The sequence below is a fragment of the Micromonospora sp. WMMC241 genome (genome assembly GCF_027460165.1).
Classification (GTDB): Bacteria; Actinomycetota; Actinomycetes; order Mycobacteriales; family Micromonosporaceae; genus Micromonospora; species Micromonospora humi.
The window spans coordinates 6,010,986-6,027,217 of record NZ_JAPZBF010000001.1; the positions used below are offsets into that span (position 1 = coordinate 6,010,986).

The window sequence follows — 16,232 nt, forward strand, 5'->3', positions numbered from 1 at the left end:
CCAGGCGGGTCACCGGGCAAACCCGATTCGTGCCGTCAGCGGTTCGGGCGCAGCGTCCAGGTGACGGTGAGGGTCGAGGTGACCGTGCCGTCCTCGGTGCCGATCTCCACGTCGACATCGAACTCGGGCCGCTGCCCGGCGTCCAGCTCGGCCAGCACGTCGGCCGGCGGGCGGCCGAGCCGCGCGGTGGCCAGCACCGGGCCCATCGCCACCTTGCGGTAGCCGATGGTCGCGGTCACGGCCAGCGGTACGGCCCGGTCGAGCACCTGCCCGAACGCGGCCAGGACCACCGCGCCGGAGGCGGTCTCGCCGAGCGTGAACATGGCCCCGGCGTGCGGGCCGCCCACGTGGTTGTGGTGCGCCGGGTCGTCGGGGAGCCGGACCACGGCCCGGACTCCGCCGTCGGCCTCGGGCGCGACCTCCACGACGTCGATTCCGAGGGTACGGGCGAACGGCACCGCTTCGAGGAGGCCGGCCGCCACCTGCCGAGAGTCGATGGACATGCCCGAACGCTACTCGCCGGTAACTTTCCCGGCAAGCCGTCTCCCCCCGGAGTTTCACCTGCCGTCCGCTCCGGGTAGCGAGTGACCCATGAACCGCGATCTCGCGAGAGGGCTCCAGGCCGCGTGGGGGCTGCCGGAGTTCCGCGACGGGCTGCGACACCTCGTCGACCTCGACGAGGTGACCGTGCTGCTGGCCGCGCTGTCCGCTCCGGACCGCGACGGCGAGGTCGAGCGCAGCCTGTTGGGCCTGCTGCGGTCCGGCCTGGAGGCGACCGAGGTCCGGGAGGCGGTGTTGCTGCTGCTGGAGCGCGACGGGGTACGCCGACCGCTGGTCGCCGCCGCAGTCGCGCCGCTCGCGGACCGGCCGGGTCAGGTCACCGCCGTCTCGTCCGCGACCGAGGATCCTGCGGTACGCCGCGAGGTGCGGGCCGTGCTGGACAGCGCCGACGTGCGCGAGCTGATCTGGCAGGCGATCGACGACCAGGTGCGCGACAACCGGTTCGGTCTGGTCCGCCGGGCGGCGGTGCTGTTCGTACGGCACCCGAGCGCCAGGCGTCTCGCGTGGGCGCTGCGCCGGCACGGCGTGCTCCGCGAACTACGCCGCAGGGCCTGACCCGGCCCTGTCCGACACCGAACTCGCGGCCCGGTCGGCCGCCTACCCTGGCCGGCGTCGCCTGCCTGTCGCCCCGGGGCAGCGCGATGACGTTCCGAGTTGCGGCGGGCAATGCGCTCGCACCTGCGGGCCGAGGACGAATACCCGACGTGACGCCGCTGTCGAAGAGTGTGCTTTTACGCCTCATGACTCCTGGTCATAATTATGCCGCTGCGGTATATCGCCGAAAAGGGATACCTCGGGGTCGCGCGACACGCCGCGGTGACCCGCCGGCCGCGAGGTCGATCGAACTCCCCGATCCAACGGTCCCTGGCACGCCCGCCATCGTCGGCGCGCACCGTTCCGCGGTCACCTCGGTCAGCCGCCGTCCGTGGTGGCCACGCCACCTCGCCGAGGTTGGCCCGTACCGCCGCCCGCCGGTGTCACCCGACGACGGGTGTTAAGCGGGGCCCCCTCCTCTACCGGAGGCGTTAAGAGGGGGCCCTTCCTTTCACCGCCAGCCGACGTCGATGCGGTCGCCGCGCTCGTCGAAGAAGTGCAGCGCGTCCATCCGCACCTGCACCGCCAGCGGGTGCCCGGACGACACTTGCGGGTACGGCGCCAGCCGCACCGCCAGCTCGGCCGGGCGGCGGTGGTGCCGGCCCGGGTCGGGCAGCACGCTGGTGCGGTTGCCGCCGCCACCGTTGCCGTTCGACGACGGCTCGGCGGTCGCCCCCGACGAGCCGGACCGGCCGGTGAGCCGCTGCATCACCTGACCGAACCGGCGCAGGCTGCGCTGCCCGGGAGCGGCCCGCTCGACCGGGGTGCCCATCTCGTCGACCACGATGGCGGTGGCGCCGATGTCGAGGAAGGCCAGCGACTCGTGGCCGTGGTGCTCCAGGTAGCGGATCCGGCCGTGCAGCACGTCGCCGGCGGTGTCCGGGGCGACCGGGGTGAGCGCCTCGGCGCGCAGCCCGACCACGATCCGCTCGCCGTGGTAGTGCGCCACCGCGCGGCTGCGGATGTCGTCCCAGGGCAGGTAGAGCGACTGCTCACCGAGGTTCAACGTGACGTAGCGGTCGAGGTGGACGTAGACCGACGCCTCCAGCAGGTTCATCCGCGGGCTGCCCAGGAACGCGGCGACGTAGAGGGTCGCCGGCCGCCCGTACACCTGGGTGGGGGTGCCCACGTCCTGGAGCACGCCCTTGCGCATGATGGCCACCCGGTCGGCCATGGTGAGCGCCTCGGCCTGGTCGTGGGTGACGTAGATGGTGGTGACGCCCAGTTCACGGGTGAGCCCGGAGATCTCCGCCCGCAGCTCGGCGCGCAGGCCGCTGTCCAGGTTGGAGAGGGGCTCGTCCATCAGGAACAGGCCGGGCCGGCGCACTATCGCCCGACCCATGGCGACCCGCTGGCGCTGGCCGCCGGAGAGCTGGCTCGGCTTGCGCGCCAGCACGTCACCGATGCCGAGCGCGCCCGCCACGTCCTGGATCCGCTCGCCGCGGGGCCCGGGCTCGATGCCGGAGAGCCGCAGCGGGAAGCCGATGTTGTCGCCGACGGTCATGTGCGGATAGAGCGCGAAGTCCTGGAAGACCATCGCGATCTTCCGGTCCCGCGGCGGCAGGTCGTTGGCCAGTTCACCACCGAGCATGACCGCGCCGGAGGTCGGATCCTCCAGCCCGGCCACCATCCGCAGCACGGTGGACTTGCCGCAGCCCGACGGCCCCAGCAGCACCATGAACTCGCCGTCGTTGACGTCCAGATTTATGGTGTCGACCGCGATGGTTCCGTCCTGGAACACCTTGGTGACATCCTTGAGCGCGACGGTGGTCACCGTCACCTCCCCAGTCGCTCGCCCGAACCCGGGAATGACTGTGACCAGGATCATCGGATTCGCACATCGGGTAAACGTGCCATGTTCGGCTCGTGACAGTCCTATTAAGCGGTATTCGCCGGGCTCTACGGTTAAGTGACCAGCCAGTAACACTTTTTCACTGTGTTTCGCCGAGGAACACCCGGCGGACCACCCGCTCGGCGGCGTGCCCGTCGTCCAGCGCGCAGAACCGGGCCCGGAACGCGGCCCGCGCCCGCCCGGCCGCCTCGTCGCCCACCGCGCCGGAGCGGAACAGGTCGAGCAGCCCGGGGAAGTCCACCGCCACCGCACCCGGCGGCTCGGCCAGCAGGTCGAAGTAGACGCCCCGGGCCACCCGGTAGGCCTCCCAGTCCGGCGCGTAGACGACGATCGGCCGGTCCAGCACGGCGTAGTCGAACATCGCCGACGAGTAGTCGGTGACCAGCACGTCCGCGGCCAGGTACAGATCCTCCACCCGGTCGTACGCGCTGACGTCCAGCACCCCGCCCGCCGCCGGCCCGCGCGGCCGCCGGTCCCGGTCGTGGAAGTAGTGGCTGCGCATCAGCAGCCGTCCCGCCGGGCCCAGCACGTCGCGCATCCGGTCCGGGTCGAACGGGGGCTGCCAGCCCGGCAGGTGCTCCCGGTGGGTCGGCGCGTAGAGCACCACGTACTCGTCGGGCCGGATGCCCAGCGCGGCGCGGGCCTGGCGGCCCTCCTCGGCCGTGGCCCGGGCCAGCCGGTCGTTGCGCGGGTAGCCGACCTCCAGCGTGACATGGTCGGCCGGGTAAGCCCGCTCCCACATCTGGGTGGAGAAGCTGTTCGAGGTGATGCTGTAGTCCCAGCGGTCCACCCGGCGCAGCAGGCCGGCGAAGTTCATCCCCATCGCGCCCACCGGGTAGCGCTGCTGGTCCAGCCCCATCACCTTCACCGGCGTGCCGTGGTGGGTCTGCACGTGCACCGAGCCGGGGCGCTTACGCACGAAGTCCGGGAAGTTCACGTTGTTGACCAGCCAGTGCGCCCGGGCCAGCACCCGGTGGTACTCGCGGGTGCCGGCGACGACGTACTCCACGCCCGGCGGCAGCGTGGCCACCCGGTCGCGCCGGACGATCCAGACGCCGCGCACCTGCGGGGCGAGCCGGCGGGCGGCCTCGTAGATCGCCGCCGGGTTGCACGAGTACCCCCGGTACCAGTAGGCCGCGTACACCGCCAGCGTCGGGTCGATCGGGCGACGCAGCTCGGCGCGGTAGTACTCGCGCAACGCGGTGTCCCGCGCCCGCCGGGCGGTACGCCGCACCGCCGGCCCCAGTCGCCGCCGGGCCCGCCCGGCCGTCCCCCGCGCCGCGTCCCGCGCCCGGTGTGCCTCGCGCAGGGCGCTGAACGTGCGCCACCGGCCGGCCGCCACCAGCCGGTGCTTCAGCCCTTCCACGCCCGGCGGGACCGGATAGCCGCCGGGCGGCCGGAAGTGGACGTGGTCGGCGTGCATCTGGGCGAAGAACGGCGCCCGCAGCTCCGGCGCGATCCGCTCGCCGTTGCCGAGCACGGTCAGGTAGTGCCAGATCATCCGCTCGAAGATCGCCGGCCGCAGGCCGTCCGCCCCCCACCGGTCCATCAGCCGGAACACCCGGTGCCACTGGGCGAAGACCTCGAAGTGCCGGTCGCCGCGGGTACGGGTGATCGCCCCGGTGCGGCGCTGCCGGTAGTTGAGGCAGACCCGGTCCAGCACGCCGATCCGGTCGGCCGCCATCAACGCCGGATAGCTGAACGAGACGTCCTCGTACCAGCCCGGCGCGAAGCGGAGCCCGCGCTCGATCAGGAACTCCCGGCGGACCAGCCGGTTCCAGGCGGTGTGCAGCAACTTCAGCGTCTCCGGCCGGTCCCGCAGCGCGAACGTCTCCGGGCCGGGCGGTTCGGGGAACACGTCCCGCATGGCGCTGCGGGTGCCGACGTTGTTCCAGTGCGCCCGCACGTGGTCCACGATCAGCACGTCCGGCCGGGTGTCCCGGAGCCGGTCGGCCACGTGCGGCAGGCAACCGGGCACCAGCCAGTCGTCGCCGTCGACGAACCACACGTACTCGCCGACGGCCCGGTCCAGCCCGATGTTGCGGGCCGGACCGAGCCCGACGTTCTCGGCGAGCCGGACCGGGCGGACCCGGCTGTCGCGCGCCGCGTACTCGGCCAGGATCTCGCCGCTGTCGTCCGGTGAGGCGTCGTCCACCCCGATCACCTCGAGGTCGCCGAACGGCTGGCCGAGGATCGAGTCGAGACATTCCCGCAGGTAGCCCTGCACCCGGTAGGCCGGCACGACGAAGCTGATCAGCGTCATCCCGGCCCGCCCTCCGTCAGCCCGGCGAGGGGGCACCCCCACGGGCGCGGGCCGGCAGGACCACCCAGGCGAGGACCACGCTCGCGACGAAAACCACAAGAAGGTACGCACCGAGTGTAGCCAGAGCGATACTCGCAATTCCGGCGATCAGCCCGATTGCCAGCAGCAGCGAGCGTCCCTCCCAGCCCAGCGTGACGGCGTGCAGCGGCGGGGCGGACTGCCGCTTCTCCAGCCGGGCGGTGAGGTCGTAGTGGTGCAGCGTGAGCACCAGGACGTAGGCGAAGATCAGCCAGGCCGGCGCCCGCCCGGCCACCCCGACCGCGATGGCGAACAGGTACTCGGCGGCCCGCAACGCGGCCGGCACCAGCCAGTCCAGCGCCCCGGCGTGCGGCGCCCGCGAACCCTGCGCCGCGCCCAGCAGCAGCACCAGCGCGAGGATCACGCCCCAGCCCGGCAGGTCGCGCCCACCGTGCACCGCCCACAGCGCCCAGACCAGCAGCGCCGCCGCGCCGAGCGCGGCCACCGCCGCCACCGCCAACGGCCGGCGCGTCGTCGGCAGCGTCCGGGTCAACAATCCGTCGTCGCGGTGCAGGCCGGTGTCGACAGTGGTCAGCACCGGCACCTTCATCCAGCGCGCCCGCAGCGTCCGCAACGCCCCGGTGTACGCGAACGCCAACGAACCCCACACCAGCACCGCGCAGAGCGCCACCAGCGGCCCGAACAGCGCGGCGGCCAGCGCGATCAACGCCCACCGCTCACCGATCGGGAACACCACGGTCCGCTTCAGCCAGTAGGACACCGAGCCGGTGTCCGCCTGCACCCGGGTCGACGCGGCGTTCAGCTTCCCGCCCAACCCCCCGGCGTCGCCGGTCACCACCTTCGGCCGGCGGGCCGCCTCGTCGTGCAGCGCGCCGTACCAGGTGTCGGTCATGTGTCGCACGGTCTGCAACGTCATCGCGGCCAGCGCCAGCGCCCACCCGTAGCGGAACCCGGCGTGCGTGGCGCCGAAGCCCAGCCCGGCGTAGACCACGTACTCCTTGAACCGGTCGGCCATCGTGTCCAGCCAGCCGCCCCAGGCGCTGAAGTGCCGGGTGTAGCGGGCCACCTGCCCGTCCACGCAGTCGAGCACGAACCCCAGGTAGAGCAGCACCGCGCCGGCCACCAGCGCGAGCCGGCCGCCGACGCCGAACAGCACCGCCGCCGCCACCGCGAGCAGCACCGAGAGCAGGGTGACCCCGCTCGGGCCCAGCCCGACCCGGGCGGCGGCCTTCGTCACGTACGGGGACCAGGTGCTGACGAAGAACGTGGTGAAGAAGTCGTCGCGCTCCTTCACCGATAGTTTCAGCTCGGCCCGGTCCTCGTCGACCGCCGCCACCGCCGCCTCGGCGGCGGCCCGCTGCGCCGCGTCGCCGACCCGGTGCGCCACGAGCAGGCGTACCCGGTGGGCGAAGATCAGCGGCCCCCGGGCGGCGAGTTCGGCCACGAGCCGGTCCACCGCGGCGAGCGGCCCACCGGTCACCGTCGCCGCGCGGGCGGCGTCGGCGAGCGCCGGCAGGTCGGCCACGCCGACCCGCAGCGCGCCGCCGAACACCCCCGTCGCGTCCGCGTCGTCGCCGACCGCGACCACCTGGCCGCGCTCCTCCCGCACCGTCGCCTGCCCGGCGGCCGGCGGATCGGTGAGCACCAGCGCCACCGTCGGCCCGACCGGGCTGGTCGCGAGATGCGTGAGTACGGCCGTGTGCGCCACCAGGTCGGCACCGCTGACCAGCACCGGGCCGGTCGCGCCGGACACCAGGTCGGCCAACTCGGCCAGGTCGGCGGCCACCCGCACGTCGTCCGCCCCGGCCCGGCGCCACTGCGCGGCCAGCCGATCCGTGAGCGGCTCCCCGGGCCCGGCGACGAGGCCCGCCGCCGGGTCGGCGGCGAGCACGATCGCGAGCGTCACCGCTGCGCCGCGTCGGCGTAGGCCCGCAGTGCCTCGTCGATCGTTCCGTCGACCGTCAACCGTCCGGCGTCGAGGTAGAGCCCCCGACGGCAGAACCGGGTGAGGTCCTTGTCGTTGTGTGACACCAGCACCAGCGTGCGCCCTTCCGCGAGAAGTCGCTCGATGGTCGCATAGCACTTCGCGCGGAACTCCGCGTCCCCGACCGCGGTCACCTCGTCCACCAACAGCACCGGGTGCGGCAGGTGTGCGATCACCGCGAACCCCAGCCGCACCTTCATCCCCGACGAGTAGTGCCGCACGGACGTGTCGATGGCGCGTTCCACCTGCTCACCGGCGAACGAGACGATCTCGTCGAAGTGCCGGCGCAGGTAGGCCGGGGAGAGCCCGTGCAGCCCGCCGACCAGGTAGAGGTTCTCCCGTCCGGTCAGGTCGCCGGAGAACCCGGCGGACAACTCCAGCAGCGGCGCCACCCGGCCGTGCACCCGGATCGTGCCCTCGTCCGGGATGAGCACGCCGGCGATCAGGCGCAGCAGCGTGCTCTTGCCGGTGCCGTTGCGCCCCACCACGCCTACCGTCTCGCCCGGCTCGATCCGGAACGACAGGTCCCGCAGCGGCCAGAACCGGCCGGCGTCGGGGTCGCGGGCGCCCCGGTGCACGATCAGCTCCCGCAGCCGGAGCTGCCGACGCCGGTTCCGGACGAACCGGATGCCCAGCCCGTCCGCCTCGATGATCGGCGCCACTCAGAGTTCCTTCAGCACGGCCGGTTCGAGGCGGCGGAACGCCCACCAGCCGAGCGCCAGCACCAGCACGCTGCCCAGCACGGTGATCGCGAGCAGCCGGGCGTCCGGAAACTCGTCCGGATACCAGACCGCGTGGTGCAACTGGAAGATCCCGACCAGCGGGTTCAGCTCGTAGGCGACCTTGAGCCAGCCCGGCATGCCGGAGTCCCGCACCAGGTTGAACGGATAGATGATCGGGGTGGCGTAGAACAGCAGCCGGATCGCCAACCGCATGATCCGCTCGATGTCGCGCATCAGCACGTTGCCCGCCGACAGCAGCAGCGCGAGGCCCACCAGCAGCACGAACTGCACGGCCACGGCCAGCGGCAGGGCGAGCAGGCTCCACCCGGGGTGGATCTTCCCCTGGGCCGCGTAGAGCGCCGCGATGGCGGCCAGGATCGGCAGGCCGGCCAGATACTCGGCGAAACGGCCGGCGACCCGACCGATCGGGAAGATCGGCCGGGGCAGGTTCATCGTGGTGATCAGCCGGGCCTGCCCGGTGAGCGCGCCGGCCGCCTCCGTCAGCGCCGAACTGGCCCACATCCAGGCGAAGATCCCGGTGATCAGGAACAGCGGGTACGACCCGGCCGCCTCGCCCAGGTGCCGCCGGGTCGCCCCGGAGTAGAGCACCCCGAACACGAACCAGTAGATCAGGCCCATGCCGAGGGGTTCGATGAGCGACCAGAGGTAGCCCAGCACCGACTGCTGGTACTTCACCGCGAGATCCCGCCGGATGAGGATGCGCAGCGAGGTGCGGGCCGACCAGAGCGCCGCGACGCCGGACGTCACCGCACCATCGTCGCCTTCCTCCCCGCGGGCGCGGCGGCCGTCAGCGGGAGGTCACCCCAACGGGGTCAGCACTCGATCACGTTGACCGCGAGGCCGCCCCGGGCCGTCTCCTTGTACTTGACCTTCATGTCCGCACCGGTCTCCCGCATGGTCTTGATGACCTTGTCCAGCGACACGTGGTGCACGCCGTCGCCGCGCAACGCCAGCCGCGCCGCGGTGATCGCCTTGATGCTCGCCACCGCGTTGCGCTCGATGCACGGGATCTGCACCAGCCCGCCCACCGGGTCGCAGGTGAGCCCCAGGTTGTGCTCCATGCCGATCTCCGCGGCGTTCTCCACCTGCTCCGGCGTGCCGCCCAGCGCCTCCGCCAGCCCGGCCGCCGCCATCGAGCACGCCGAACCGACCTCGCCCTGGCAGCCGACCTCGGCACCGGAGATCGACGCGTTCTCCTTGAACAGCACCCCGATCGCGCCGGCGGCCAGCAGGAACCGGACCACCCCCTCGTCGGAGGCGCCCGGCACGAACCGGGTGTAGTAGTGCAGCACGGCCGGGATGATCCCGGCGGCGCCGTTGGTCGGCGCGGTGACCACCCGACCGCCGGCGGCGTTCTCCTCGTTGACCGCGAGCGCGAACAACGTCACCCAGTCCATCGCCCGCAGCGGGTCGTCCGCGCCGTTCTCCGCCTCCAGGCCGCGCCGCAGCTCGGCCGCGCGCCGGCGGACCTTCAACCCACCCGGGAGTACGCCGTCGCGGGTGCAGCCGTTCTCCACGCACTCCTGCATCACCCGCCAGATGTGCAGCAGCCCCGCGCGGACGTCCGCCTCGCTGCGCCAGGACAGCTCGTTGGCGAGCATCACCTCGCTGATCGACAGCCCGGTCTCCGTGGTGACCCGGAGCAGGTCCGCGCCGGTGAGGAACGGGTACCGGACCCGGGTGGCGTCCGCCTTGATCCGGTCCGCGCCGGCGGCCGCCTCGTCCACCACGAACCCGCCGCCGACCGAGTAGTAGGTGCGGGACCGCACCTCGTTCCCGGCCGCGTCGAACGCCGCGAACGTCATCCCGTTCGGGTGGTACGGCAACGAGCGGCGACGGTGCAGCAGCAGGTCCTGGTCCGGGTCGAAGTCGATCTCCTGGCTGCCGAGCAGGCGGAGCCGCCGCTCGTCCCGGATCCGCGCCACCCGCGGGCCGACGCCGTCGGTGTCGACCGTCTCCGGGGCCTCGCCCTCCAGCCCGAGCAGCACCGCGCGGTCGCTGCCGTGGCCGTGGCCGGTCGCGCCCAGCGAGCCGAACAGCTCCGCCCGCACCCGGGCCACGTCGGCGAGCTGCCCGTCGGCCTTCAGCCCGCCCACGAACGTACGGGCGGCCCGCATCGGCCCGACGGTGTGCGAGCTGGACGGCCCGATACCGACGCTGAAGAGGTCGAAAACACTGATCATGGCTGCACTTTCCTCGCCGTCGTCCCCGTTGTGCGGTTCCGAACCGGTGCGATGCCGCGCCCCCTGTCCGGGGTCGGACGGCCGGCGCCAAGGGTGGAGGCGCCGACCGGCGAGCCTACCCGCCCAGCTCAATACCCGCCCCCACCCCGCACCATGCCCGGCTCCCGGCTCCCGGCTCCCGGCTCCCCGGCGGACTCATGCGGGCGAGAGCATCTGCTGAAGGATGCGCTGCAGCTCGGTGCGGTCCCGCGGAGTGATCCTCGCCAGCCTGCGGTCGTACTCCGCCGCGAGGGCGGCGAGTGCACGATCCCGCGCCTCGGTGCCCTCAGGGGTGAGTACGAGCCGGTGACGCCGCAGGTCCGCGTCGTCGATCTCGCGCCGGATGAACCCCTTGGCGACGAGGTTGCGGACGTAGACCGTCACGCTCGCCTTGGGGAGCAGCAGTGCCGTCGCGATCTCGGCCGGGTACGGCGACGCCTCCACCTCGGCCAGGACGAAGAACTCCTTCGTCTCCAACCCGGCCTCGGCCAGCTGCCCGGTGCAGGCATCCATCACCACGCCCAGCAGTCGCTGGTTCAGCGTCCACAGCTGCGCCCCGTCGACCGACATGCGACCCCTCCGTCACGTGGTACAGTTTCGTACTAGTTCCATCTCGTACAACACGGTTTCTTGTACTGGACTTCTATGGAACATAATCTCACGAAGGGAGCCTGGCATGCTCAAGCACCTCACGGTCCCGCGCGGTCCCGTCAGCCTCGCCGCGGACCTCCACCTGCCCGACGACGCCGACAGCGGCGCACCGCTGCGCGCCGTGGTGCTCTCCACCCCGGGCAGCAGCGTGAAGGAGCAGATCGGCGCCAACTACGCCTCCCGCCTCGCCGCCGGCGGCATCGCCGCACTCGTCCTCGACCCCGCCCACCAGGGTCGGAGCGAGGGCGAGCCGCGCGACCTCGAAGACCCCTACCGCCGAGGGGAGGACATCTCCTACGCCATCGACGCGCTCACCACGCTCCCTGGCATCGACCCGCAGCGCATCGGCGTCCTCGGCATCTGCGCCGGTGGCGGCTACGCCGTGCACACCGCTCGCACGGACCACCGCATCAAGGCGGTCGGCACGGTCGTCCCCGTCGACATCGGCGCGGCGTTCCGCGGCTTCTCCCCCGACGGTCCGGCCGCCGCACTCGACGCCCTCGCGGACGCGCGGACCGACGAGGCCCGCTCCGGCGAGACGAACCGCGTGAACTGGCTGCCCGACACCCTGGAGGACGCCACCGCGGCGGGCCTGACCGACATCGACACCACTCAGGCCGTCACCTACTACCGCACCGAGCGCGGCCGTAACGAACACTCCACGAACCGGCGCCTCCAGCGCAGCGACTCCCTCCTGCTGGGCTACGACGCGTTCCACCTGGCCGATCGGCTCATGACCCAGCCGCTCCAGGTCGTCCTCGCCGGACGCATCGGCAACACCGGCTCCTACGACACCGGCATGCGGCTGTGGAAGCTGGCCCCCGACCCCGTCGACCTCATGGTGATCGACGGCGCCGGCCACTACGAGATGTACGACGAACCCGAATACGTCGACGCCGCCGTCGAACGACTCACCAGCTTCTACACGAACAACCTGTGAGGCATCCGAACCGGGCGGGTGCGTCGGTGCGGGTGCTCCGGGGTAAGCAACTAAGGGTGCCCGGGTCGCCGATCCTCCTCGGGGCCGAGGGCGCGGCGCGCACCCCTCTCTACCGTGGAATCAGCGCGGCGGATCGCCGCAGAAGTGGGAGACGACGATGAGTCGCAAACTGGTCCGGCCCCGTGAGGGGCGCATGCTCGCCGGTGTCTGCGCCGGCCTCGCCAAGCGGTTCGGCATGTCGGCCGGCATGGTCCGGCTGCTGTTCCTGCTGTCGCTGCTGCTGCCCGGCACCCAGGTGATCGTCTACCTGATCCTGTGGGTGCTGATGCCGAACGAGGACCGCTACCTCGCCACCCGCTGACCCGCACGCGACGACGCGCCCGCCCCTCCGAGGCGGGCGCGTCGTCGCGCGAGGTCAGGGTGCCGTGTAGGTGACTGTCACCTTCTGGTAGCCGAGAGAGCGCAGCAGCCCCTCCAGCATCTTGCGGGTGTTCTCCTGGGCGCGGGCGGTGAGCCCGCTGTCCCGGGCGGCCGAGGTGATCCGGTCCTCGGCCAGCTTGTAGATCTGCTGCTGCCGGTTGGGGTCGCCGGCCACCAGGTCGTTGAGCCGGTTGATCAGACCCCGCTCCTCGGCGAAGACGTAGCTCTTGTCCATGTCCAGGTCGGTCTCGCCGAGCTGCGGCGCGGGCAGCTTGATCTCGACGGACTTGCCGTCCTCGGAGACCACCACGGCCCCGTCACCGATCTTCGCGAAGTCGACGTACGCCTCGACCCGGCCCGCCCCGACGAAGAGGGTGCGCTCGTTGAGCAGGAAGTCGGGCACGTTGCGCCGGTCCTTCTGCACGTCGACCACCACCTGGAAGTTGCCTTCCGCCGCCACGTAGCGGCTCAGGTCGCGGATCGACTTGAGCAGCGGCGGCTGGCTGCGGTCGGTCTGTTCCTTGGCGAACGGGTTGCGGAAGTCGGGCAGCAGGCCGGTCGCCTGCACGCCGAGCAGCACCACCACCGCCAGCGCGGCGGCACCGAGCACCCAGAGCAGGCCGCGGGCCGGGCCACCGCCGCCGGCCGGCGCGGGGACGCCGGGGCCCGGGTCGGGCTGGTATTCCGCCCGGTCGTGCAGGGACTCGCTGGTCGGGTATTCCGGGAACTCCCTGGTGGGCTGCTGGGTGTCACCGTCGCGGGCCATCGCCCTCACCGTCCTCGTCCGACACATCGACTGACAATGACGGTACGGGCACCGTGCGACACTCGCTCGCCGAGTGCCACGATCGGGTGAAAGACCAGGTCAGGCGAACGCGGAGAGCCCGGTCAGCCGTTGCCCGATGACCAGCTGGTGGATTTCCGAGGTGCCCTCGTAGGTGAGCACGCTCTCCAGGTTGTTGGCGTGCCGCATCACCGGATAGTCACCGGAGACGCCGTTCGCGCCGAGGATGGTGCGGCACTGCCGGGCGATGGCGAGCGCCTCCCGCACGTTGTTCAGCTTACCCACGCTCACCTGCTCGGGGCGCAGCGTCCCGGCGTCGGCGAGCCGGCCCAGGTGCAGCGCCAGCAGCAGCCCCTTGTTCCACTCCACCGCCATGTCGGCGAGCTTCGCCTGGGTGAGCTGGAAGCCGGCCAGCGGCCGGCCGAACTGGGTGCGGGTCGTCGCGTACTCCAGGGCGGTCTCCAGGCAGTCGCGGGCCGCGCCGAGCGCGCCCCAGACGATGCCGTGCCGGGCCTCGGTCAGGCAGCTCAGCGGCGCCTTCAGGCCGACCGCCTCGGGCAGTTGGGCGTCCGCCGGCAGCCGCACGTCGTCGAGCGCGATCTCGCCGGTGAGCGACGCGCGCAGCGACATCTTGCGCCGGATCTCCCGCGCCGTCACACCGGGCGTGTCCATGGGTACGACGAAGCCGCGTACGCCGGAGTCGGTGCGGGCCCAGATCACCGCGACGTCGGCGATCGGCGCGTTGGTGATCCACATCTTGCCGCCGCCGAGGATCCAGTCGTCGCCGTCGCGGCGGGCCCGGGTGGCCATCGACGCCGGGTCGGAGCCGTGGTCCGGCTCGGTCAGCCCGAAGCAGCCGATCGCGTCGCCGGTCGCCATCGCCGGCAGCCACCGCTGTTTCTGCTCCTCGCTGCCGAAGCGCCAGATCGCGTACATGGCGAGCGAGCCCTGCACCGAGACCAGCGAGCGGACGCCGGAGTCGCCGGCCTCCAGCTCCAGGCAGGCCAGCCCGTACGCGACGGCGGACGCCCCGGCGCAGCCGTAACCGGTCAGGTGCATGCCGAGCAGGCCCAGCTTGCCGAACTCGCGGGCCAGCTCACGGGCCGGCGCCTGGCCGTCCTCGTACCAGCCGGCGACGTGCGGGCGGACCCGGTCGGTGACGAGCTGGCGCACGACGGCACGGATCTGGCGCTCCTCCTCGCTCAGCGACGCGTCGAGGTCGAGCAGGTCGAGAGGAGTCATGGCGTCACCTTAACCAAGACTCAGGAGGGCGTCACTCGCCCTGTTCGCCGAGGACCAGCACCCGGGCGTGGATCTGGTTGCGTTGCTGAAGCGCGGCGCGCAGCGCCCGGTGCAGGCCGTCCTCCAGGTAGAGGCCGCCGTTCCACTGCACCACGTGCGGGAAGAGGTCGCCGTAGAAGGTGGAGTCCTCCGCGAGCAGCTTGTCCAGAGCCAGTTCCCGCTTGGTGGTGATGAGCTCGGCCAGCCGCAGCGGACGCGGTGGGATCTCGGCCCACTGCTTCAGCGTGTAGTTGTGCTCCGGGTAGGGACGCCCGTCCCGGACCGCCCTGAAGATCACGGCGCGTTCTCCTCCCCCAGGCCCGGCTGACGATGTGGGTGCCAGCCTAGCCGCTCAGCTCCACCGCCCCCGCCGCACCACATCATCCACCGGGCGCCGCCCCCGGCGCAGCGACGGTGACTTGTGGTCGACAGCTCGGTAACCGATGGTGACGGCACCGATCGGGTGCAGCTCCGGCGGCACCCCGAACGCATCCCGGTATTCCCCGATCCGCTGCGGCGGGATGCCGAAGAAGCAGGCGCCCAGCCCCTCGTCCACGGCGGTGAGCAGCATCAGCAGCGCGGCGAAGCCGGTGTCCACATACCAGTAGGGCACCGGCCAGCGCTCCTCGGCACGGTCCGCCCAGCCCTTGTCCGGCTCGGCGTACCGGTCCAGGTAGGCGTCGCGGTTGGCGTGCGGCACCACGATCAGCGGGGCCCGGCGCATCCCGGCCAGCCAGCGTTCCCGGCCGCCGCCGGCCGGCGTGGTAGCCGCCCAGAACCGCGCCCGGTCGGCCGGCTCCTCCAGCACCAGGAAGCCCCAACCCTGCGCGAACCCGGCCGAGGGGGCCCGGACCGCATGGTCCAGCAGTCGGTCCACGGTCTCCGGCGGCACCGGCCGGTCGGGGTCGTAGTTGCGGACCATCCGGCGGCGCCGGACGACGTCGGCGAACTCCACGCTCAGGCCTCCGGCCGGACGCCCCAGGCACCGCGCCAGGTCTGCCCCGGGTCGAGCGTGATCAGGTCCTTGCCGGACCGGAACGCGTCCGGCGGGCAGGTCATCGGCTCCACCGCCACCGAGCGGCGGTGCCGCTCCCCGCCGAGGGTGTCCCCGGTGAACACCTGCCACCAGCCGAACTCACGGTCGGCCCAGATCCGCAGCCCGGACGCGCCGTCGGGGGCGCCGAGCGTCACCGCCGAACCGCCGTCGGCGTCCCGCGCCACGTCACCGAAGGCCAGGTCGAGCACCAGGTCGCCGATCGGACGGGGCGCGGTGAAGTCGTATTCCGTGCCGGTCACCTCGGTCGCCGCCACCGGCAGCAGCCGGCCGTCGGTCAGCACCCGGTTGCGCCCCGGCACCCGCAGCAGCAGGTCGTCCACCGCGACCTTGGGGAGCTGGAAGTAGGGGTGCACGGAGAAGCCGAACGGGGCCGGCTCGCCAGCCAGGTTCGTCACCTCGTGCTCGGCGCGCAGGCCGTCCGGGCCGACGCTCCAGCGGCTGCGCAGCCGCAACGACCACGGGTAGCCGGGGGTGGGCGGCAGGTCGTAGCCGATCGTGACGCTCCCCGGCGACTGCTCGACCAGCTCCCACCGGACCCAGTTGACCAGGCCGTGCAGGGCGTTGTGCCGCTCCGGCTCGGTCAGGTCGAGCTGGAGCGAACGGTCGCCGAACGTGTACTGACCGTCCCGGATCCGGTTCGGCCAGGGCGCCAGCACGTGCCCGGCCGAGCCGGGGCTGAGCTCGTCCTCGGCGTACCCGTCAAGGTAGTCCACGCCGTCGTGCCGGTAGGCCCGCAGCCCGCCGCCGACCTCCACCACGACGGCCTCGTGGCCGTCGGCGGAGATGGTCCACTGTGCCCCGGAGGGTGCCCGCACGTCTTTCCCCATTCGGCGACCCTACC

Annotated in this window: 16 protein-coding genes; 3 read left to right on the forward strand and 13 right to left on the reverse strand. The window is 72.4% G+C overall.

The features are described from left to right. Window positions 1-35: 35 nt before the first annotated feature. On the reverse strand, window positions 36-503 hold the full coding sequence (locus O7598_RS27225) for a DUF4442 domain-containing protein (RefSeq protein ID WP_269694082.1): 468 nt from the start codon (window positions 501-503) through the stop codon (window positions 36-38). An 88-nt stretch (window positions 504-591) separates the two neighbouring features. On the opposite strand from O7598_RS27225, the gene O7598_RS27230 reads away from it, so the two are divergent. Continuing rightward, window positions 592-1,116, forward strand: a complete 525-nt coding sequence (locus O7598_RS27230; protein ID WP_269694083.1) for a hypothetical protein — start codon at window positions 592-594, stop codon at window positions 1,114-1,116. A 490-nt stretch (window positions 1,117-1,606) separates the two neighbouring features. Here O7598_RS27230 and O7598_RS27235 read toward each other — a convergent pair whose 3' ends face one another. The 7 genes from O7598_RS27235 to O7598_RS27265 all read right to left on the reverse strand — a co-directional run bounded on the left by O7598_RS27235 (window position 1,607) and on the right by O7598_RS27265 (window position 10,828). Then, window positions 1,607-2,929, reverse strand: a complete 1,323-nt coding sequence (locus O7598_RS27235) for an ABC transporter ATP-binding protein (protein WP_269694084.1) — start codon at window positions 2,927-2,929, stop codon at window positions 1,607-1,609. Window positions 2,930-3,086: 157 nt separating this feature from the next. Continuing rightward, window positions 3,087-5,270: a bifunctional glycosyltransferase/CDP-glycerol:glycerophosphate glycerophosphotransferase gene (locus O7598_RS27240; protein ID WP_269694085.1), complete on the reverse strand. Its 2,184-nt coding sequence runs from the start codon at window positions 5,268-5,270 to the stop codon at window positions 3,087-3,089. A gap of 16 nt (window positions 5,271-5,286) precedes the next feature. Beyond that, on the reverse strand, window positions 5,287-7,215 hold the full coding sequence (locus O7598_RS27245; protein ID WP_269694086.1) for a DUF5941 domain-containing protein: 1,929 nt from the start codon (window positions 7,213-7,215) through the stop codon (window positions 5,287-5,289). Further along, window positions 7,212-7,955: an ABC transporter ATP-binding protein gene (locus O7598_RS27250; RefSeq protein ID WP_269694087.1), complete on the reverse strand. Its 744-nt coding sequence runs from the start codon at window positions 7,953-7,955 to the stop codon at window positions 7,212-7,214. Before O7598_RS27250 ends, O7598_RS27245 begins: the two co-directional genes overlap by 4 nt. Further along, window positions 7,956-8,783, reverse strand: coding sequence for an ABC transporter permease (locus O7598_RS27255; RefSeq protein ID WP_269694088.1), 828 nt, complete (start codon window positions 8,781-8,783; stop codon window positions 7,956-7,958). It abuts the gene before it with no gap. Window positions 8,784-8,848: 65 nt separating this feature from the next. Beyond that, window positions 8,849-10,219 carry an L-serine ammonia-lyase gene (locus tag O7598_RS27260; RefSeq protein ID WP_269694089.1) on the reverse strand — a complete coding sequence of 457 codons (1,371 nt, stop codon included), beginning with the start codon at window positions 10,217-10,219 and terminating at the stop codon, window positions 8,849-8,851. A gap of 195 nt (window positions 10,220-10,414) precedes the next feature. Continuing rightward, window positions 10,415-10,828, reverse strand: coding sequence for a MarR family winged helix-turn-helix transcriptional regulator (locus O7598_RS27265; protein WP_269694090.1), 414 nt, complete (start codon window positions 10,826-10,828; stop codon window positions 10,415-10,417). Window positions 10,829-10,934: 106 nt separating this feature from the next. Here O7598_RS27265 and O7598_RS27270 point away from each other — a divergent pair, with 106 nt between their 5' ends. Beyond that, entirely contained in the window at window positions 10,935-11,849 is a 915-nt protein-coding gene (locus O7598_RS27270) for an alpha/beta hydrolase (RefSeq protein WP_269694091.1), read from the forward strand. Window positions 11,850-12,006: 157 nt separating this feature from the next. Further along, window positions 12,007-12,210 (forward strand): PspC domain-containing protein, encoded by a 204-nt coding sequence (locus O7598_RS27275; RefSeq protein WP_181571422.1) that lies wholly within the window; start codon window positions 12,007-12,009, stop codon window positions 12,208-12,210. 54 nt (window positions 12,211-12,264) lie between these two features. Here the strand turns inward: O7598_RS27275 and O7598_RS27280 are convergent, their stop codons facing one another. The 5 genes from O7598_RS27280 to O7598_RS27300 all read right to left on the reverse strand — a co-directional run bounded on the left by O7598_RS27280 (window position 12,265) and on the right by O7598_RS27300 (window position 16,218). Then, window positions 12,265-13,035 (reverse strand): DUF4230 domain-containing protein, encoded by a 771-nt coding sequence (locus tag O7598_RS27280; protein WP_269694092.1) that lies wholly within the window; start codon window positions 13,033-13,035, stop codon window positions 12,265-12,267. 99 nt (window positions 13,036-13,134) lie between these two features. Then, window positions 13,135-14,295, reverse strand: coding sequence for an acyl-CoA dehydrogenase family protein (locus O7598_RS27285; RefSeq protein ID WP_269694093.1), 1,161 nt, complete (start codon window positions 14,293-14,295; stop codon window positions 13,135-13,137). Between the two features lie 31 nt (window positions 14,296-14,326). Continuing rightward, window positions 14,327-14,632, reverse strand: coding sequence for a type II toxin-antitoxin system VapB family antitoxin (locus O7598_RS27290; protein ID WP_091062625.1), 306 nt, complete (start codon window positions 14,630-14,632; stop codon window positions 14,327-14,329). Window positions 14,633-14,686: 54 nt separating this feature from the next. Continuing rightward, window positions 14,687-15,289 carry a nitroreductase family protein gene (locus O7598_RS27295; RefSeq protein ID WP_269694094.1) on the reverse strand — a complete coding sequence of 201 codons (603 nt, stop codon included), beginning with the start codon at window positions 15,287-15,289 and terminating at the stop codon, window positions 14,687-14,689. Between the two features lie 2 nt (window positions 15,290-15,291). Beyond that, window positions 15,292-16,218: an aldose 1-epimerase family protein gene (locus O7598_RS27300; RefSeq protein ID WP_269694095.1), complete on the reverse strand. Its 927-nt coding sequence runs from the start codon at window positions 16,216-16,218 to the stop codon at window positions 15,292-15,294. Between the last annotated feature and the right edge of the window lie 14 nt (window positions 16,219-16,232).